Origin of the sequence: Mesorhizobium sp. KR1-2 (assembly GCF_040045035.1) — a bacterium.
Classification (GTDB): Bacteria; Pseudomonadota; Alphaproteobacteria; order Rhizobiales; family Rhizobiaceae; genus Pseudaminobacter.
The window spans coordinates 26,388-44,812 of the sequence record NZ_JBDZDS010000015.1 but is presented as its reverse complement, the minus strand read 5'-3'; the positions used below and the strand labels follow the sequence as shown (position 1 = coordinate 44,812).

General features: G+C 64.1%; 15 protein-coding genes. 10 read left to right on the top strand and 5 right to left on the bottom strand.

Going from position 1 to position 18,425, the window contains the following annotated elements:
* Positions 1–105 precede the first annotated feature (105 nt).
* The gene (locus tag ABLE85_RS22800; protein WP_348795000.1) at positions 106–1,503 is read right to left on the bottom strand and encodes an RsmB/NOP family class I SAM-dependent RNA methyltransferase; all 1,398 of its coding nucleotides are present in this window, start codon (positions 1,501–1,503) and stop codon (positions 106–108) included.
* Entirely contained in the window at positions 1,500–2,519 is a 1,020-nt protein-coding gene (htpX, locus tag ABLE85_RS22795; RefSeq protein WP_348794999.1) for a zinc metalloprotease HtpX, read from the bottom strand. The genes ABLE85_RS22800 and htpX overlap by 4 nt, the downstream gene beginning before the upstream one ends.
* Before the next feature lie 108 nt (positions 2,520–2,627).
* On the opposite strand from htpX, the gene ABLE85_RS22790 reads away from it, so the two are divergent.
* Both ABLE85_RS22790 and ABLE85_RS22785 read left to right on the top strand, forming a co-directional pair.
* Positions 2,628–2,855: a DUF1674 domain-containing protein gene (locus tag ABLE85_RS22790; RefSeq protein ID WP_348794998.1), complete on the top strand. Its 228-nt coding sequence runs from the start codon at positions 2,628–2,630 to the stop codon at positions 2,853–2,855.
* A gap of 287 nt (positions 2,856–3,142) precedes the next feature.
* Positions 3,143–4,504, top strand: a complete 1,362-nt coding sequence (locus tag ABLE85_RS22785) for a pilus assembly protein (RefSeq protein ID WP_348794997.1) — start codon at positions 3,143–3,145, stop codon at positions 4,502–4,504.
* Between the two features lie 284 nt (positions 4,505–4,788).
* On the opposite strand, the gene acs is transcribed toward ABLE85_RS22785, so the two are convergent.
* The gene (gene acs / locus ABLE85_RS22780) at positions 4,789–6,744 is read right to left on the bottom strand and encodes an acetate--CoA ligase (RefSeq protein WP_348794996.1); all 1,956 of its coding nucleotides are present in this window, start codon (positions 6,742–6,744) and stop codon (positions 4,789–4,791) included.
* Positions 6,745–7,055: 311 nt separating this feature from the next.
* On the opposite strand from acs, the gene ABLE85_RS22775 reads away from it, so the two are divergent.
* The gene (locus ABLE85_RS22775) at positions 7,056–7,328 is read left to right on the top strand and encodes an aspartate-semialdehyde dehydrogenase (RefSeq protein WP_348794995.1); all 273 of its coding nucleotides are present in this window, start codon (positions 7,056–7,058) and stop codon (positions 7,326–7,328) included.
* 280 nt (positions 7,329–7,608) lie between these two features.
* Here ABLE85_RS22775 and ABLE85_RS22770 read toward each other — a convergent pair whose 3' ends face one another.
* Positions 7,609–8,271 carry a YggS family pyridoxal phosphate-dependent enzyme gene (locus ABLE85_RS22770; protein ID WP_348794994.1) on the bottom strand — a complete coding sequence of 221 codons (663 nt, stop codon included), beginning with the start codon at positions 8,269–8,271 and terminating at the stop codon, positions 7,609–7,611.
* Between the two features lie 142 nt (positions 8,272–8,413).
* On the opposite strand from ABLE85_RS22770, the gene leuS reads away from it, so the two are divergent.
* Complete coding sequence (gene leuS / locus ABLE85_RS22765) at positions 8,414–11,035, top strand: leucine--tRNA ligase (RefSeq protein ID WP_348794993.1); 2,622 nt, start codon at positions 8,414–8,416, stop codon at positions 11,033–11,035.
* Positions 11,022–11,591, top strand: a complete 570-nt coding sequence (lptE, locus tag ABLE85_RS22760; protein WP_348794992.1) for an LPS assembly lipoprotein LptE — start codon at positions 11,022–11,024, stop codon at positions 11,589–11,591. The genes leuS and lptE overlap by 14 nt, the downstream gene beginning before the upstream one ends.
* A gap of 126 nt (positions 11,592–11,717) precedes the next feature.
* Here lptE and fsa read toward each other — a convergent pair whose 3' ends face one another.
* Positions 11,718–12,371, bottom strand: a complete 654-nt coding sequence (gene fsa / locus ABLE85_RS22755) for a fructose-6-phosphate aldolase (RefSeq protein ID WP_348794991.1) — start codon at positions 12,369–12,371, stop codon at positions 11,718–11,720.
* Between the two features lie 100 nt (positions 12,372–12,471).
* Here fsa and ABLE85_RS22750 point away from each other — a divergent pair, with 100 nt between their 5' ends.
* The 5 genes from ABLE85_RS22750 to ABLE85_RS22730 all read left to right on the top strand — a co-directional run bounded on the left by ABLE85_RS22750 (position 12,472) and on the right by ABLE85_RS22730 (position 18,391).
* Positions 12,472–14,676, top strand: a complete 2,205-nt coding sequence (locus ABLE85_RS22750) for a primosomal protein N' (protein WP_348794990.1) — start codon at positions 12,472–12,474, stop codon at positions 14,674–14,676.
* Between the two features lie 92 nt (positions 14,677–14,768).
* Positions 14,769–15,164 carry a DUF4345 family protein gene (locus tag ABLE85_RS22745; protein ID WP_348794989.1) on the top strand — a complete coding sequence of 132 codons (396 nt, stop codon included), beginning with the start codon at positions 14,769–14,771 and terminating at the stop codon, positions 15,162–15,164.
* Positions 15,165–15,400: 236 nt separating this feature from the next.
* Positions 15,401–15,961 carry a F0F1 ATP synthase subunit delta gene (locus ABLE85_RS22740; RefSeq protein WP_348795007.1) on the top strand — a complete coding sequence of 187 codons (561 nt, stop codon included), beginning with the start codon at positions 15,401–15,403 and terminating at the stop codon, positions 15,959–15,961.
* Positions 15,961–17,490 carry a F0F1 ATP synthase subunit alpha gene (gene atpA / locus ABLE85_RS22735; RefSeq protein ID WP_348794988.1) on the top strand — a complete coding sequence of 510 codons (1,530 nt, stop codon included), beginning with the start codon at positions 15,961–15,963 and terminating at the stop codon, positions 17,488–17,490. The genes ABLE85_RS22740 and atpA overlap by 1 nt, the downstream gene beginning before the upstream one ends.
* A 16-nt stretch (positions 17,491–17,506) precedes the next feature.
* Positions 17,507–18,391 carry a F0F1 ATP synthase subunit gamma gene (locus ABLE85_RS22730; protein WP_348794987.1) on the top strand — a complete coding sequence of 295 codons (885 nt, stop codon included), beginning with the start codon at positions 17,507–17,509 and terminating at the stop codon, positions 18,389–18,391.
* Positions 18,392–18,425 lie beyond the last annotated feature (34 nt).

Sequence of the window (18,425 nt, the reverse complement as noted above, 5' to 3'; positions counted from 1 at the left end):
ACGAATCTATTTGGCCGCAGGCCTGCAACTTTTGATATGTTGAAAATATCGAATGCGATTCATGCGTGCAATTGAAGCCGGCAGCCTGTTATTGTCAATAGGCGATTAAGACTTTCGGCGAAGCCGCGCGGCGAAAAAGCCGTCGAGACCGGAAAGCTCCGGTCGCCCCATATCCATGTCAGCCGGCGTGGTGCGCAGCTGCCCCTTCGGTGTCAGGAACGGGTCGATGCCCCCGATCTCGCCCGGCCGGATCGGATCGTCCGCGACACCAGGCGTGGCCAGGAAGGCGGCGTGCATCTCCTCGCCCTCCAGCGGGTCGAGCGAGCAGTTGGAAAAGACGATACGGCCGCCGGGCTTGACCAGGGAGACGGCACGCGCAAGCAGCCGGCTTTGCAGGTCGGCGAGCTTGGCGATGTCCTCGGGCGTCTTGGTCCAGGGCACGTCGGGGTGGCGGCGCACGGTGCCGGTGGACGAGCAAGGCGCGTCGAGCAGCACAGCGTCGAAAAGCTCTTCGGGCTCCAAGCGCAGAATGTCGGCCTGCACGGTCTTTGCCGAAAAGCCGAGACGGGCAAGGTTCTGTTCCAGCCGCGCCAGACGGTTCTTCGAGCTGTCGATGGCCGTGACGCGCGCGCCGGCAGCGAGAAGCTGCGCCGTCTTGCCGCCAGGGGCGGCGCAAAGGTCGGCGACATGCAACCCGGCGACATCACCGAACAGGCGTGCGGGCAGGGCGGCCGCCGCGTCCTGCACCCACCAGGCGCCTTCGGCAAAGCCGGGCAGGTCGGGCACGTCGGCGGGAAGCCGGGACACTCGCACAGAACCCGTGGGCAGCACGATGCCGCCAAATTTTTCTGCCCAGCCCTCGGGGTCGGACTTCACGGTGAAATCGACAGGCGCCTCTAGTCGATGGGCTTCCAGAATCTTTCTGGCGGCTTCGGCGCCATAGGTCTCGGCAAGGCGGTCGCAGAACCAGTCAGACGCGTCCTGCGTGCGCGCCAGCATTGCGGGAAGCTCGGCTTCCTTGCCGCGGGCGATGGCGCGCAGCACGCCGTTGACCAGTCCGGAAAAGCGGGCGGTGCGCGGGTCGGCCTTGGCGTGGGTGACGGCGAGGTCGACCGCTGCGCTGTCGGGAATGTCGAGGAACAGGATCTGCGCGGCCGCCACATTGAGGATGTGCGAAAGTGCTGTGGCGTTGGCCGGCAACGGCCGCTCCAGCCGCGCGGCGATCAGGTTTCCGATGGTGCGGCGATAGCGCAGCGCCGTGACCAGGATGGCGCGCACCAGCCCGCGGTCGCGCATGTCGAGCTCGCGGAATTGCGGATGGCCGTGGTCATGGTCGGTCAGGCCGTCCAGCGAGGTATGTGCGTCGATCACCGCCGCCAGCAGTTTTGCGGCCGCCTTGCGCGCGGCGAGGCCGGGCGCGCCATTGCCGTCGCCGCGGTCGGAGGCGGCTGGTTTGGAAAATGACTTCTTCGGTTTCGTGCGCCGCCGCTCGTCCACGCTCACGACCAGGGACCCTTCGGTCCGGTCGGCTTATGCCCCCACGGTCCCGAATCGGGCTCGGACGGCTTCGACGCACCCCACGGGCCGCTTTCGCCGCGCGAGCCGGTGTCGCGTGCGGCGCTCGGAGGGGCATTGACATCGCGGCTGGTCATGCCGCCGCTGCCGCCCATGCCCTGGCGCGCCATGTCCTGAAGCGCGGCAATGCGGTTTTCGGTATTGGGGTGGGTGGAGAACAGATTGTCCATACGCTCGCCGGAAAGCGGGTTGATGATGAACAGAGGCGCCATTGCGGGATTGCGCTCTGCTTCGGGATTGTGGATGCGTTCGACGTTGCGGGCGATCTTGTCAAGGGCCGAAGCCAGCCACAGCGGCTGGCCGCAGATTTCTGCGCCGCGCCGGTCGGCCGAATATTCGCGGGTGCGGCTGATCGCCATCTGCACGATCATGGCCGCAAAGGGCGCAACGAGCACCGCGACCAGCATGCCCACCATGCCGAGCGGATTGTTGTTTTCGCGGTTGCTGCTACCGCCAAGGAAGAAGGCGAAGTTGGCGAGCATGGAGATGGCACCGGCAAGCGTCGCGGTGATCGTCATGGTCAGCGTGTCGCGGTTCTGGACATGCGCAAGCTCATGCGCCATCACGCCCGCCACTTCCTCATGCGACAGGCGCTCCAGCAGGCCGGTCGTGGCGGCAACCGCCGCATTCTGTGGGTTGCGCCCGGTGGCAAAGGCATTAGGCTGCGGATTGTCGATGAGGTAGACCTTGGGCATCGGCAGGCCAGCGCGCCGCGCCAGCTCGCGCACGATGGCGTAGTATTCGGGGGCGCTGCGCTCGTCGACCTCGACCGCGTTGTTCATGCGCAGAACCATCTTGTCAGCATTCCAGTAGCTGAAGATGTTCATCGCCGCCGCTATCAGGAAGGCGATCATCATGCCGCTGCCGCCGCCGATCAAATAGCCGACCGCCATGAACAGTGCGGTCATGAAGGCCAGCAGCATGGCGGTGCGTATGAGGTTCATTCTTGGTCTCCAATCGGGGGCCGCGGGAACGGGTCGATCCCCGCTACATGTTTCGCTATATGATGGGTAGCAACCCGTCAGGTTTCAATCACATAGGCAGGAGTTTCCATGGCCGAGCATGTCACCGAAACGGCCGAAACGGAGGCCGCCGCAGCCGCACCGGAACCGAAGAAGCTGACGCCGGCGGCCGAGCGCGCGCTGAAGGAAGCCGAAGCCCGCCGCAAGGCCTATCTCGAACAGGAAGCGGCCGTGCCGCGCGAACTGGGCGGCCGCGGCGGCAAGGAGCCCGTGCGCTACGGCGACTGGGAGATAAAGGGCATAGCTGCCGACTTCTGAGCCCAAACCCTCGCGTGGGTTAATGACCCGTTTCGGGACGATCGCCTGCCCCGTTTTGGCGCGGGGCCAGGGCGGCGCCCATCTTATGGTGAACAGTTGGTAAAGCGATTTTTGCTGCCGCATCGTCGTTTACCTATTATTCACCTTGTTTTTGGGTCCAGAATATAAAAATCAATAACTTACACTGTCGCATGTCGCGCTTCTGACGCGTTTGGCGCGAAGCTGGCCGAATTCCTGCAGCGCTCCCGGCAATTGTCGATCCAGACAGCTGAACGGGGGAAGCAGGCATGCGTGCGATCAACGGGCTGATAAAGCAGGCGAAGGCGCTTTCTGGCGACAGCAGGGGCAATTTTGCGCTTCTGACGGCGGTGGCCACGCCCGTGCTGATGATGAGCGTAGGTCTTGGCGTCAACGTCGCGCAGTCCTACCACCTCAAGTCGAGCCTGCAGCATGCGCTCGACGCTGCCGTCACCTCGACGGCGCGCGACCTGACCACGGGCAAGATCACGGAGAAGGATGCCAAGTCGGTGGTGATGGGGTTCCTCGATGCCAACACCGATCCGAGATTTGCGACGACCGCAACGTACACCCTCGACAGCCTGAACGTCGACATGGCAGCCAAGACCGTCTCGGCCAGCGTCTCCGCCAACGTCTTGCTGGGCTTTCCGCTGTTTTCGGTGCTGGCGCCCCGGGTCAGTGTCGATTCGGCAGCGCTCTATAGCGACAAGGCGGTCGAAGTGGCGATGATGCTGGACCTGACAGGCTCGATGAAAGGCAGCAAGATCGCCGATCTCAAGACGGCTGCGACAAACGCCGTGACAACGCTGTTGGGGAGCCAGAACGCCGCCAAGCCTCGTGTGCGCATCGCGCTCGTGCCATATGCCAACTCGGTCAATGTCGGGGCGCTGGCGGCCAAGAGCGTCTTTGTGGAGAAGGTCGCCGCGGATCGGCAGCGGACGGGTGGCAACGCCGATCCGATTTTCGTTTCAAGCGGAGGAGCGAGGCTCGACAATTGCGCGACGGAGCGCCCCGGCGCCCATCAGTATACCGATGTCGGGCCGGACGTTTCCATGGTGCACCGCGACTACCTGCTTTCCGGTTACGCCGACTATTACAGCACGACGACATGCCCCTCGACGGCGATCATGCCGCTTACCGCCGATGGCGCGGCGCTCAAGAAGACCATCAACAGCTTCGTTGCCGAAGGCGGCACGGCCGGCCATATCGGCGTGCAGTGGAGCTGGTACATGCTTTCGGAAAAGTGGGGCGACACGGTCGGGACAGCCTCACGACCGGCAAGCCCCGATCCGAAGAAGGTCGCGAAATACGCGATCCTCATGACCGACGGCGAATTCAACCTGTCCTACTTCGACGTCAGCGACAAGAAGCAGGCCTATAACGATCTCGGCAAGAAAGCCACGCGCGACGCGGCCAAGACACTGTGCAAGGCCATGCGCGATGCCGGCATCGAGATATTCACGGTCGGCTTCATGCTCCAGGAGCCCAACGCCAAGGCGACCATGAAGGATTGCGCCAGCCCGGACAGCGGCTGGGTGCGGCACTATTTCGAGGCGGCCACGGGCAAGGAACTCGACAGTGCGTTCCAGGAAATCTCCTCCAATATCGAGGCACTGGTCCTGACCAAGTAAGCTCTGCTGCGGGCCGCCACGCGACCAAAAAGGAAAAGGCCGCCGCTTCTTGCGACGCAGGCGGCCTTCCCGTTCTTTCGTCCAGCGTGCGGTCGCAAGCTACGATCCGTCAGGACCGCGGGCCGCACATCATGCGCTTCAGCGAAGAGGCTGCTCCCCGCGAAGGCAATCCGCCGAGACCTCACTCTGGAAAACGAAATCACTCGACATTGGATCACCTCCTTTCGATTGGTTGAACACGGCGTCCAATGTGGGGCCCGGCGATCCGATGCGCAAGTGGCGAATTACCCCTTCTTGTTCTGGCGGTGCTCGATCAGGTCGTCGACCACGGCCGGATCGGCAAGCGTCGAGGTGTCGCCCAGCGAGCCGAAATCGTCCTCGGCGATCTTGCGCAGGATGCGGCGCATGATCTTGCCCGAGCGTGTCTTGGGCAGGCCCGGCGCGAACTGGATCTTGTCGGGCGAGGCGATCGGACCGATCTCCTTGCGCACATGCGCGACGAGTTCCTTGCGCAGGTCCTCGGTGGCTTCGACGCCGGCCATCAGCGTCACATAGCTGTAGATGCCCTGGCCCTTGATGTCGTGCGGATAGCCGACCACGGCGGCCTCGGACACCTTGTCGTGGCTGACCAGCGCCGACTCGACCTCGGCCGTTCCCATGCGGTGGCCGGAGACGTTGATGACGTCGTCCACGCGCCCGGTGATCCAGTAATAGCCGTCCTCGTCACGGCGGCAGCCGTCGCCGGTGAAATACTTGCCCTTGTAGTTGGAGAAGTAGGTCTGCACGAACCGTTCGTGATCGCCATAGACCGTGCGCATCTGGCCCGGCCAGGATTCGGTGATGCAGAGATTGCCGTCGGCCGCGCCCTCCAGCACCTTGCCCTCATTGTCGACCAGCTGCGGCACTACGCCGAAGAACGGCCGCGTGGCCGAGCCGGGCTTGAGGTCGGTGGCGCCGGGCAGCGGGGTGATCAGGATGCCGCCGGTCTCGGTCTGCCACCAGGTATCGACGATCGGAATCTTCTTCTCGCCGACGACGTTGAAGTACCATTCCCAGGCTTCGGGATTGATCGGCTCGCCCACCGAGCCCAGCACGCGCAGGCTCTTGCGTGAGGTCTTCTTCACATGGTCGTCGCCCGCGCCCATCAGCGCGCGGATGGCGGTGGGGGCGGTATAGAAGATGTTGACCTGGTGCTTGTCGACCACGTCCCAGAAGCGCGAGGCCGACGGATAGTTCGGCACGCCCTCGAACATCAGCGTGGTGGCGCCGTTGGCGAGCGGACCGTAGAGGATGTAGCTGTGGCCGGTGACCCAGCCGACATCGGCGGTGCACCAGTAGACGTCGCCGTCATGGTAGTCGAAGACATACTGGTGGGTCATCGAGGCGTAGACGAGATAGCCGGCGGTAGTGTGCAGCACGCCCTTGGGCTTGCCGGTCGAGCCGGAGGTGTAGAGGATGAACAGCGGGTCCTCCGCCTTCATCTTCTCGGGCTTGCAGTCCGGCTTAACCGAGGCGGTCTCCTCGTGGTACCAGAGGTCGCGGTTGGCGAACCAGGCGATCTTGCCGGCGGTGCGGCGCACCACCAGAACGTTCTTGACGATCACGCCCTGGCGGCCGGCGATGTCGATGGCCTTGTCGGTGTTCTCCTTCAGCGGAACGGCCTTGCCGCCGCGCAGGCCCTCGTCGGCGGTGATGATGAAGGTCGATTCGCAGTCCACGATGCGGCCGGCCAGCGCATCCGGCGAGAAGCCGCCGAAGACCACCGAGTGGATGGCGCCGATGCGCGTGCACGCGAGCATCGCATAGGCCGCTTCCGGAATCATCGGCATGTAGATGGTGACGCGGTCGCCCTTCTTGACGCCATGCTTTTTCAAGACGTTGGCGAACCGGCAGACATGCTCATAGAGCTCGTTGTAGGTGATCTTCTTGTCGTCGTAGGGATTGTCGCCTTCCCAGATGATGGCGGTCTGGTTGCCGCGCTTCTTCAGGTGCCGGTCGATGCAGTTGTAGGAGACGTTGGTGACGCCGTCCTCGAACCACTTGATTGAGACCTTGCCGGTGAAGGAGGCGTTCTTGACCTTGGTAAAGGGCTTGAACCAGTCGATCCGCTTGCCGTGCTTGCCCCAGAACCTGTCCGGGTTCTTCACGCTGTCGGCATACCACTTCAGATAGGTTTCATCGTCGATCAGCGCATTCTTCTTCCACGCCGGCTGAACGCGGTAGACCTTCGTATCGGACATATTCTCTCCCCAGGACCTGGCAAACACGCCGCAACTGCCGCTGTGCCGTGGCGGTGCTCGTATTCGGCCCGAATTAATATCATTCCGCGATGGGGAACAATATTAGACCTTGGATTTGCACTGCGTCGAGGAGAACTAGCCATGTTCGAGACGATGCAGGATGCCTTGGCACTCACTCTGTGAAGCGAGTGCCAAGCTATTGATTTTATGAACGAAACCCTTGGGCAGGAAGCGCGTTCTATGTACGATTAAGCATCCGGCCGGAAGATTCACTATATTGCGGGGAGAAGCGGCAGGAAGCGGTGAGAGCCATGCGCGACGTTTCCGAACTGGAACTGATGCTCAAGGGTTACGGGCTGACCACGGCACAGTTTCTCTACCACATGCCCGACCATCCGCATCTCTTGCAGACTTTCATCTGGCAGGACTACGACCTGGCGCCGGAGTTTCCAGGATTGTTCAGGTTCATCCGGTTCTGGGAGACGCGGCTTGATGGGCCGCTCCACTCGGTGCGCTATACCCACAGGCTGATGATCGCCCCGAACGAATGGCGCAACGTGAAGGGCGAGTTCGTGCTGCACTGACGGCAGTTGGGCCGGACTTCGAGAAGAAGTTTTTCTTGCTCAATTCTGCTGTCTGATTTCTCGGGCGCCAGCGCGGGGCCGCCGGCGGCTTATTCTAGCCGAGCAGACGCGCTAGGATAGCGAAGGCAAGCATGCCGAAGGCGGCGGCTGCAATGGGCAGCAAAATCTCGAGGGCCGCAGTTGTGCCTGTCATGTGCCCCTTGCCGATGTCGAATTCGTTTGGCGCCCGGTCTGAAAGCTGGGCTGCTGCTTGCCTCGCAAGCCTTCCTTGGCTCGTGGTCTACCTGGCGCCGAAGATCGCCGAGCCGACACGAACGCTCGTCGCGCCGAAGGCAATCGCCGTCTCGTAGTCGCCCGACATGCCCATCGACAGCTTTTCGACGCCGGCCTGCTGCGCCAGCTTTTCGAGCAGGGCAAAGTGCGGGCCGGGGTTTTCCTCCGCCGGGGGAATGCACATCAGGCCCTCAATCGCGAGATTGTGAACCTCGCGGCAGCGTTTCACGAACGCCACCGCCTCGCGTGGCTCGATGCCGGCCTTCTGCGGCTCGGAGCCGGTATTGACCTGCACGTAGAGCTTTGGCGCGCGGCCCTGCCTGACGATCTCCTTGGCCAGCTCGGCGGCGATCTTCTCGCGGTCGACCGTCTCGATGACGTCGAACAGCGCCACCGCTTCCTTGGCCTTGTTGGACTGCAAAGGGCCGATGAGATGCAGCTCAATGCCGGAAAATTCCTGCTTCAGCGCCGGCCACTTGCCTTGCGCCTCCTGCACCCGGTTCTCGCCGAAAGCACGCTGGCCGGCTTCGAGCACCGGACGGATGGCATCGGCGTCGAAGGTTTTCGACACGGCGACCAGCGTTGCCGCGCCTTCCGGGCGGTCCGCCTCAAGCTCGGCGGCGGCAACCTTGCGCCTGACCTCAAGAAGCTGTTCGACCGACTTTTCCATGCCCTGGCCCTGCTGCTTTTTGCCCGCCTCTGCCCCACTGGAGTTGACGGGTCCGGGAATCCATGATGAACACCCACGACGATTTCCTGAACCGCGGGTTTTCGCCCCGGTTCCATGCACGCTTTTAAGTGAAAAACATCCGATGGCAACCGAACGATACAATCCGCGCGCGACCGAGCCCAAATGGCAGAAAGCCTGGGACGCCAAGAAGCTCTTCGAAACGAAGAACGAGGACCCGCGCCCGAAGTACTACGTGCTGGAGATGTTCCCCTATCCGTCGGGGCGGATCCATATCGGTCATACCCGCAACTACACGATGGGCGACGTGGTGGCCCGCTACAAGCGCGCCAAGGGCTTCAACGTGCTGCACCCGATGGGCTGGGACGCCTTCGGCATGCCGGCCGAAAACGCCGCGATGCAGAACAAGGTCCACCCCAAGGACTGGACCTACGACAACATCGCCACGATGCGCGCGCAGCTGAAGGTGATGGGCCTGTCGATCGACTGGAGCCGCGAGTTCGCCACCTGCGACGTCGACTACTACCACCGCCAGCAGATGCTGTTCCTCGACATGGTCGAGAAGGGACTGGTCACGCGCAAGTCGTCCAAGGTCAACTGGGATCCGGTCGACATGACGGTGCTCGCCAACGAGCAGGTCATCGACGGTCGCGGCTGGCGCTCGGGCGCGCTGGTCGAACAGCGCGAGCTGACGCAGTGGTTCTTCAAGATTACCGACTATGCGCAGGACCTGCTCGATTCGCTCGAAGGCCTGACCGAGTGGCCCGAGAAGGTCCGCACCATGCAGTCCAACTGGATCGGCCGTTCGGAAGGCCTGCTGCTCCGCTGGGCGATCGCCGACGGCACTGCTCCGAATGGCGAGACCGAGTTGGAAGTCTACACGACGCGCCCGGACACCATCTTCGGCGCCTCCTTCATGGCGGTTGCCGCCGACCACCCGCTGGCCAAGAAGGCCGCCGAGAAGAACCCCGAGCTGGCCGCCTTCATCGAGGAAGTGCACCACATGGGCACCTCGGTGGCGGTCCTCGAAACGGCCGAGAAGAAGGGTTTTGACACCGGCATCCGCGTCGTCCACCCCTTCGACGACAGCTGGACACTGCCGGTCTATGTCGCCAACTTCGTGCTGATGGAATACGGCACGGGCGCGATCTTCGGCTGCCCCTCGGGCGACCAGCGCGACCTCGACTTCGCCAACAAATACGGCCTGCCGGTCGTGCCGGTGGTGATGCCGGAAGGCGCGGATGCGGCGACCTTCCAGGTCACCGAGGAGGCCTATACCGACGATGGCGTGATGATCAATTCGCGCTTCCTGGACGGGATGACGCCCGAGCAGGCGTTCGAGGATGTCGCCAACCGCCTCGGCGAGCAGACCATCGGCAACCGCCCGGTGGGCGAGCGCAAGGTGCAGTTCCGCCTGCGCGACTGGGGCATTTCGCGCCAGCGCTACTGGGGCTGCCCGATCCCGATGATCCACTGCGACGACTGCGGCACAGTGCCGGTGCCGCGCGCCGACCTGCCGGTGAAGCTGCCGGACGACATCGACTTCGACAAGCCGGGCAACCCGCTCGACCGTCATGCGAGCTGGCGCCATGTGACGTGCCCGAAATGCGGCAAGGACGCCCGCCGCGAGACCGACACGATGGACACCTTCGTCGATTCGTCGTGGTATTTCGCCCGCTTCACGGCGCCGTGGGAAAACGAGCCGACCGATCCAAAGGCCGCCAATGAATGGCTGCCGGTGGACCAGTATATCGGCGGCATCGAGCATGCGATCCTGCACCTGCTCTATTCGCGCTTCTTCACCCGCGCCATGCGCGAGACCGGCCACCTCGACCTTGCCGAGCCGTTCAAGGGCCTGTTCACGCAGGGCATGGTGGTGCACGAGACCTACAAGTCTGACGACGGCCGCTGGCTGGCGCCGACCGAGGTGCGGCTGGACACCGACGGCACCGTGCGCACCGCCATCGAGATTGCGACCGGCAAGCCGGCGACGATCGGTGCGCTCGAGAAGATGTCGAAGTCCAAGAAGAACACGGTGAGCCCGGAAGAGATCACCGACGGCTACGGCGCCGATACCGCGCGCTGGTTCATGCTGTCGGACTCGCCGCCCGAGCGCGACGTGGAATGGACCGATGACGGCGCGGCCGGCGCGCACCGCTTCGTGCAGCGCGTGTGGCGCATCATTTCCATGGCGGCCGAATCGCTGGCCGGCGTCAAGCCGGCATCCTCGGGCGAGGGCGCGGCGGGAGCCGTCTCCAAGCCCGCGCACAAGGCGCTGAAGGCGGTCGGCGAGGACATCGAAAAGCTCGCCTTCAACCGCTCCATCGCCCGCATCTACGAGCTTGCCAACGTGCTGTCCGGCCCGGTGGGCGAGATCGCTGAGGGCAAGGGCGACGACGCCCTCAAGGGGGCGACCCGTGAAGCGGTCGAGATCCTCGTGCATCTCATCGCGCCCTTCATGCCGCATCTGGCCGAAGAGGGCTGGGCCGCACTGGGCGGCACGGACCTTGTGGCCGAGCGGCCCTGGCCGCAGTTCGACCCGGCGCTGGTGGTGGACAACGAGTTCACCTACCCGGTGCAGGTCAACGGCAAGAAGCGCGGGGATTTGACAATCGCTCGCGACGCAGATCAAGTTGCCGTCGAAAAGGCGGCGCTTGCGCTGGAGTCGGTCCAGAAGGCGCTCGAAGGTAAAGCGCCGCGCAAGGTGATCGTCGTGCCGCAAAGGATCGTCAATGTCGTTGCCTGACCAGACGCGCAGCATCCGAACCTTCTTGCCGCGCGGTCTCGCCGTGCTCGGCGCCGTGACCGCCATGGCCGCAATCTCGGCCTGTACGGTTCGCCCGCTCTACTCCGATGCCCCGGTGGTTTCGGGTGTCGCGGCCGGAACGGTCGCCCCAGGGCTGAACACCGTCGCCATCAAGCCGGTTCAGACGCGCTACGCGCAGCAGGTGCGCAACCACCTGATCTTCGGCTTGAATGGTGGTGCCGGCCAGCCGCCTACCCCGCTCTATGGCCTGACTCTGGATGTCACGGAGCGCAAGACGGCATCGGCGGTCGTCCAGCGCGCCACCGAAGACGAGCCGACTGCGGCAACCATGACGCTGACTTCGAACTATACGCTGGTCGAGATCGCTTCGGGCAAGGTCGTTGGCGCCGGCAAGCGGAGCATCGCGGCGTCCTTTGACGTGCCGAGACAGTCCTTTGCTGCCTTGCGTGCCGAACGCAACGCCGAGGATCGCGCGGCACGCGAACTCGCCGAGCTTCTGAGGCTGGCGATCGCTCAGGATTTGTTGAGGCCCTGACGTTCGCGTCGGGCTTCGATCCCCCTCTCGGGCTTCGGAGGGCATCCTCTGGATGGAGGAGTCGTCCGACGGATCGGATTGGGAAGTGCGGCCGGCGAGGGTGCCCCCGCCGGCCCGGCATGATAATCAGGCGATCGTCTGACCGGTCTTGGCCCAGTCGGCCAGGAACATCTCGAGGCCCTTGTCGGTGAGCGGGTGCTTGACCAGCGCCTTCAGCGTTGCCGGCGGGATGGTGGCGACGTCTGCGCCGATGAGCGCGGCGCGCTTCACGTGCTCGACCGTGCGGATCGAGGCGGCCAGGATTTCGGTGTCGAAGCCGTAGTTGTCATAGACCTGACGGATTTCGGCGATCAGTTCCATGCCGTCGAAGCCCATGTCGTCGAGACGGCCGATGAAGGGCGAGATGAAGGTGGCGCCGGCCTTGGCGGCCAGCAGCGCCTGGTTGGCGGAGAAGCACAGCGTGACATTGACCATGCGGCCGTCGGAGGTCAGCGCCTTGCAGGCCTTGAGACCATCCAGCGTCAGCGGCACCTTGATGCAGATGTTGTCGGCGATCTTGGAAAGGACCTCTGCTTCCTTCATCATCGCGGCATATTCGGTGGCAGCCACCTCGGCCGAAACCGGACCGTCGACGATGTCGCAGATCTCCTTCGTCACTTCCGCGATGTTGCGGCCGGACTTGAGGATCAGCGACGGATTGGTGGTGACGCCGTCGAGCAGGCCGAGATCGTTGAGTTCACGGATTTCCTTGACGTCGGCCGTATCGACGAAAAACTTCATGGGATGTCTCCTTGGCAAATCGGCAAAATTATCGCGTCTTGGGAGGCGCGCGCTTGTTCGGGGTTTGCTCTAACGTAAAGTCCGGGCAAGGTCACGCGCCATGAAACAAGATTCGCCCGAAACCTTGGCGTCGCATAGGCCGGCGGCGATCGTGCCGGTGCTGGTGCCGATGCCGGCCGAGCACCCCTACAGCTACGCAGTGCCGGCCGGAATGAACGTGGTGCCGGGCTCGATCGTGCGCGTGCCGTTGGGGCCGCGCGAGGTGGCCGGCATCGTCTGGGACGGGCCGGGCGAGGCGGTGGACGCGCGCAAGCTTCGGCAGATCTCCCATGTCTTCGACTGTCCGCCGGTCGATCAGGCCATGCGGCGCTTCGTCGACTGGATCGCCTCGTACACGCTGTCGCCGCCCGGCATGGTGGCGCGCATGATCCTGCGCGCGCCCGAAGCCTTCGATCCCGAGCCCTGGGTCGAGGGCCTGCAGCTGACCGGATTGGAGCCTGACCGCGTGACCGACGCGCGCCGGCGCGTGCTGGAGATGGCGTCCGACGGCATGGCCTGGACGCGCTCGGGTCTGGCACATGCGGCCGGCGTGTCTTCCACCGTCATCGACGGACTTAAGACGCAGGGCGTGTTCGAGACGGTGATGATCCCGCCGCGCCCGGTGGTGGCGCCGCCCGACCCGGAATTTGCGCGAGCCGATCTCACTGGCGACCAGCAGGCCGCCGCCGAGACGCTGCGCGAAAAGGTCGACGCCGACGGCTTCAGCGTCACGTTGCTCGACGGCGTCACCGGCTCGGGCAAGACGGAGGTCTATTTCGAGGCGGTGGCCGCAGCACTTGAGAAGGGCAAGCAGGTGCTGATCTTGCTGCCGGAAATCGCGCTGACCCAGGCTTTTCTCGAGCGCTTCCAGAACCGTTTCGGCTCCAAGCCCGGCGAGTGGCACTCCGATCTTGCGCCGCGCAAGCGCGAGCGCGTCTGGCGGCAGTTGGCCGAAGGCGGGGTTCGCGTGGTGGCAGGTGCACGGTCGGCGCTGTTCCTGCCGTTCCAGAACCTCGGCCTGATCGTCGTCGACGAGGAGCACGACCCTGCCTACAAGCAGGAAGACCGCGTCTTCTACAACGCCCGCGACATGGCGGTGGTGCGCGGCCATATCGGCGGCTTTCCGGTGGTGCTGGCGTCGGCCACCCCTTCGGTGGAAAGCCGGGTGAATGCCGAGCAGGGGCGTTATGCCCGCTCGGTGCTGGCGGCGCGCTTTGCGGAAGCCGCGCTGCCCGACATCAAGGCCATCGACCTGCGCCGCGCCCCGCCTGCGCGCGGCGGCTTTTTGTCTCCGGCGCTGATCGAGCAGATGCAGAAGACGCTGGAGAGGGGCGAACAGTCGCTGCTCTTCCTCAACCGGCGCGGTTATGCACCTTTGACGCTCTGTCGCGTGTGCGGCCATCGCTTCCAGTGCCCGTCCTGCTCGGCCTGGCTGGTGGAGCACCGGTTTCGCGGTCAGCTCATCTGCCATCACTGCGGCCACAACGAAAAGCGGCCGGAGGCCTGCCCCGAATGCGGCACGCTCGACCATCTCGTCGCCTGCGGCCCGGGCGTGGAGCGAATCGCGGAAGAAGTCGTCGGGCATTTTCCCGATGCGCGCACGATCGTTCTGTCCTCCGACATGCTGGGCGGCGTCAAACGACTCAGGCTGGAGCTGGAGGCCATCGCCAAGGGCGAAGCCGACATCGTCATCGGCACGCAGCTTGTGGCCAAGGGACACAATTTCCCCAACATGACGTTGGTGGGCGTGGTGGACTCCGACCTTGGCCTCGCCAATGGCGACCCGCGTGCGGCGGAACGGACGTTCCAGCTGCTTAGCCAGGTGACAGGCCGTGCCGGCCGCACCGGCAAGAAGTCGCTCGGCCTTCTGCAGACCTACCAGCCGGGCCATCCGGTGATGCAGGCAATTGTCTCGGGCGATGCCGAGGCCTTTTATGACCGCGAGATCGTCGAGCGCGAACGCGCGGGGCTCCCGCCCTTCGGCCGGCTGGCGGGCATCATCGTCAGCGCCGACACGCGGCCCGAGGCCGAAAGCCATGCGCGGCAGCTGCGCCGCGCGGCACCGGAGGCACGGGATATCCATGTGCTCGGGCCGGCCGAGGCGCCGTTGGCGCAGGTGGCCGGCCGCCATCGCTTCCGCCTGCTGGTGCACGGTGAGCGACGCTGTGACATGCAGGGGTTCATCCGGGCGATGCTGGCGGCGGGGCCGAAGGTACGCGGCTCGATCCGGGTGCAGGTGGACATCGACCCGCAGAGCTTTTTGTAGGCGGGTGTGACCGCTTTCCATCTGGCGCGGCGGACCCCTCTCGATAATATGCGTGAACATGCGGCGAAACGCTGCGATTCTGGAGGGGCATCATGGATTTCGCATTTCCCTGGCCGATGTCGCAAGGCGAATGGTGGGCTTGGTCTTCGGCGGCGGTCACGGTGCTGTTCGGCCTGTTGCTCCTGTTCGTTCCCCGGATCTCTCTGCGCCTGCTGCGTCTGCAGCCGGCCGAGAACAAGCCGGAGGCTGTCGCCGAGGCGCGTGCGACCATGTCGGGCTTCTATCTCGGGCTCGGCCTGTGCTGCATCCTGCTCGCCCAGCCGCTGCTCTACCTGGCGCTCGGCTTCTCTTGGGCCTTCACAGCCTTCGGGCGTCTCATCTCCATGCTTTCCGACCGGGGCAATACGCTTTACAATTGGGTTTGGTTGCTCGTCGCGCTGATCCTGGCGGCCTTGCCGCTGGCTTTCGCCTTCGGCTTCGTCAGCTGAATGGACGTTTGCCCCGGCATGGCAATGCCGGGATGCGACAAATCTGCCTGAAAGCCGCATCTTCAACGTGTTGCGACTCTGAAAGGCCTGTGCTAGACGGCAATCGACTTTCGATCGGGGGATACGACAGCCGTGTCTCTGCGATTGATAAAACGCAGCAAGGTCAAAGATTTAGCCAGAGTTACCGACTCGCGCCCAGAATCTTCCGGCCTGTCAGACAAGAGAAAAGACGGACCGTGGCACAGTCTAGCTCGCCGATCTCCGCAGTTGCCGACCGTTATGCGGCTTCGCTGTATGAACTGGCGGCCGATTCCAAGCAGGTCGCCAAGGTCGAATCCGACCTCGGTCGTTTCGAGGCCTTGCTGGAAGGCAGCGAAGATCTTTCCCGCATGATCAAGAGTCCGGTGTTCTCCGCCGAGGAGCAGGCGAAGGCGATCGACGCCATCGTCACCAAGGCCAAGATCGACGGCCTTGCCGGCAACTTCCTGCGTGTCGCGGCGGCAAACCGTCGTCTCTTCGCGGTTCCGGGCATGATCAAGGCTTTCCGTCGCATTGCTGCAGAGCAGCGCGGCGAGGTGGCAGCCGAGATCACGTCGGCGCATGAGCTGACCGCCCCCCAGCAAAATGAACTGAAGGCCACGCTCAAGGGCGTTGCCGGCAAAGATGTCTCGATCACGGTCACGGTTGATCCGTCGCTTCTGGGCGGCCTCGTCGTGAAACTGGGTTCGCGCCAGATCGACACATCGCTCAAAACCAAACTCAATTCGCTCAAGCTTGCACTGAAAGAGGTCGGCTGATGGACATCCGCGCCGCGGAAATATCCGCAATCCTAAAAGATCAGATCAAGAATTTCGGCAAGGAGGCTGAGGTCTCCGAGGTCGGTCAGGTTCTGTCAGTCGGCGACGGTATCGCCCGCGTCTACGGTCTCGACAACGTCCAGGCGGGCGAAATGGTCGAGTTCCCCGGCGGCATCCGCGGCATGGCCCTGAACCTCGAAAGCGACAACGTCGGTGTCGTTATCTTCGGTAACGACCGTGACATCAAGGAAGGCGACACCGTCAAGCGCACCGGCGCGATCGTGGACGTCCCCGTCGGTCCGGGCCTGCTCGGCCGCGTCGTCGACGCCCTCGGCAACCCGATCGACGGCAAGGGCCCGATCAAGGCCGCCGAGCGTCGCCGCGTCGACGTCAAGGCCCCCGGCATCATCCCCCGCAAGTCGGTGCACGAGCCGATGTCGACCGGCCTCAAGGCCATCGACGCGCTCATCCCGGTCGGCCGCGGCCAGCGCGAGCTGGTCATCGGTGACCGTCAGACCGGCAAGACCGCGATCATCCTCGACACCATTCTGAACCAGAAGGCCATTCACCAGAGCGGCCCGGATTCGGAGAAGCTGTTCTGCGTCTACGTCGCCGTCGGCCAGAAGCGCTCGACCGTCGCGCAGTTCGTGAAGGTGCTCGAAGAGCGCGGCGCGCTCGAATACTCGATCATCATCGCCGCGACCGCTTCGGACCCGGCCCCGATGCAGTTCCTGGCTCCGTTCGCCGGCTGCGCCATGGGCGAGTACTTCCGCGACAACGGCCAGCACGCGCTGATCGGCTATGACGACCTGTCCAAGCAGGCCGTGGCCTACCGCCAGATGTCGCTGCTGCTCCGCCGTCCGCCGGGCCGCGAAGCCTACCCGGGCGACGTCTTCTACCTGCACTCGCGTCTGCTCGAGCGCGCCGCCAAGCTCAACGACGAGAATGGCAATGGCTCGCTGACGGCTCTGCCGGTCATTGAAACCCAGGCCAACGACGTGTCGGCCTACATTCCGACCAACGTGATCTCGATCACCGACGGCCAGATCTTCCTCGAGACGAACCTGTTCTTCCAGGGTATCCGTCCGGCCGTGAACGTGGGTCTGTCGGTGTCGCGCGTCGGCTCGTCGGCCCAGATCAAGGCGATGAAGCAGGTTGCAGGCTCGATCAAGGGCGAGCTCGCGCAGTACCGCGAAATGGCGGCGTTTGCGCAGTTCGGTTCCGACCTCGACGCTGCCACGCAGCGCCTGCTGAACCGCGGCGCTCGCCTGACCGAGCTCCTGAAGCAGCCGCAGTTCTCGCCGCTGAAGACGGAAGAGCAGGTCGTGGTGATCTACGCCGGCGTCAACGGCTACCTCGACAAGCTGGCCCTCAACCAGGTCGGCAAGTTCGAGCAGGGTCTGCTTTCGCACATGCGGGCGGAAGGCAAGGAAGTCCTCGACGGCATCCGCAAGGAGAAGGCGCTGAGCGACGACCTCAAGGCCAAGCTCAAGGCTCACATCGACGCTTTCGCGAAAAACTTCGCCTGAGGCTGACGGATAAGGCATGGCTTCTCTAAAGGACCTCCGAAACCGTATCGCCTCGGTCAAGGCGACGCAGAAGATCACCAAGGCGATGCAGATGGTCGCCGCGGCGAAGCTGCGCCGCGCCCAGGAGGCGGCGGAAGCAGCCAGGCCGTATTCGCAGCGCATGAGTGCGGTTCTGGCCAACATCACCCAGGCGGTCGGCACCAATGGCGACGCGCCTGCACTGATGGCCGGGACCGGCAAGGACGACGTGCACCTGCTCGTCGTCTGCACGGCCGAGCGCGGCCTGTGCGGCGGCTTCAACAGCCAGATTTCGCGTCTGGCTCGCGAGCATGTCCGCAAGCTCAAGGCCAACGGCAAGACGGTCAAGATCATCACGGTCGGCAAGAAGGGCTACGACATCCTTCGCCGCGACTTCAGCTCGCTGATCATCGATCGCATCGAGCTGCGTGAGGTCAAGACGATCGGCTTCGCTAACGCCGACGCCATCGCCAAGAAGGTGATCTCCCTGTTCAACCAGGGCGGCTTCGACGTCTGCACGCTGTTCTATTCCGAGTTCAAGTCGGTGATCAGCCAGGTTCCGACCGCGCTGCAGCTCATCCCTGCCGCAGCACCCGCCACGGGGGCTGATGCGGGCGTGGCCGGCGGCGCTGTCTACGAATACGAGCCGGAGCCGGGTGAAATCCTGAGCGACCTCATCCCGCGCAACATTTCGGTGCAGATTTTCCGGGCGCTGCTCGAGAACGCTGCCGGCGAAATGGGCGCCAAGATGAGCGCCATGGACAATGCGACGCGCAACGCGGGCGACATGATCAACAAGCTGACGATCACGTACAACCGCCAGCGCCAGGCGCAGATCACCAAGGAACTCATCGAAATCATTTCGGGCGCGGAAGCGCTCTAGCACATGAGGCCGGGAAGCGAGCTTTCCCGGCGGC

Bases quoted from the DNA above. Each gene is read 5' to 3' on its own strand.
- htpX (WP_348794999.1), bottom strand. From the start codon at position 2,519: ATGAACCTCATACGCACCGCCATGCTGCTGGCCTTCATGACCGCACTG.
- ABLE85_RS22790 (WP_348794998.1), top strand. From the start codon at position 2,628: ATGGCCGAGCATGTCACCGAAACGGCCGAAACGGAGGCCGCCGCAGCC.
- ABLE85_RS22785 (WP_348794997.1), top strand. From the start codon at position 3,143: ATGCGTGCGATCAACGGGCTGATAAAGCAGGCGAAGGCGCTTTCTGGC.
- acs (WP_348794996.1), bottom strand. From the start codon at position 6,744: ATGTCCGATACGAAGGTCTACCGCGTTCAGCCGGCGTGGAAGAAGAAT.
- ABLE85_RS22775 (WP_348794995.1), top strand. From the start codon at position 7,056: ATGCGCGACGTTTCCGAACTGGAACTGATGCTCAAGGGTTACGGGCTG.
- ABLE85_RS22770 (WP_348794994.1), bottom strand. From the start codon at position 8,271: ATGGAAAAGTCGGTCGAACAGCTTCTTGAGGTCAGGCGCAAGGTTGCC.
- leuS (WP_348794993.1), top strand. From the start codon at position 8,414: ATGGCAACCGAACGATACAATCCGCGCGCGACCGAGCCCAAATGGCAG.
- lptE (WP_348794992.1), top strand. From the start codon at position 11,022: ATGTCGTTGCCTGACCAGACGCGCAGCATCCGAACCTTCTTGCCGCGC.
- fsa (WP_348794991.1), bottom strand. From the start codon at position 12,371: ATGAAGTTTTTCGTCGATACGGCCGACGTCAAGGAAATCCGTGAACTC.
- ABLE85_RS22750 (WP_348794990.1), top strand. From the start codon at position 12,472: ATGAAACAAGATTCGCCCGAAACCTTGGCGTCGCATAGGCCGGCGGCG.
- ABLE85_RS22745 (WP_348794989.1), top strand. From the start codon at position 14,769: ATGGATTTCGCATTTCCCTGGCCGATGTCGCAAGGCGAATGGTGGGCT.
- atpA (WP_348794988.1), top strand. From the start codon at position 15,961: ATGGACATCCGCGCCGCGGAAATATCCGCAATCCTAAAAGATCAGATC.
- ABLE85_RS22730 (WP_348794987.1), top strand. From the start codon at position 17,507: ATGGCTTCTCTAAAGGACCTCCGAAACCGTATCGCCTCGGTCAAGGCG.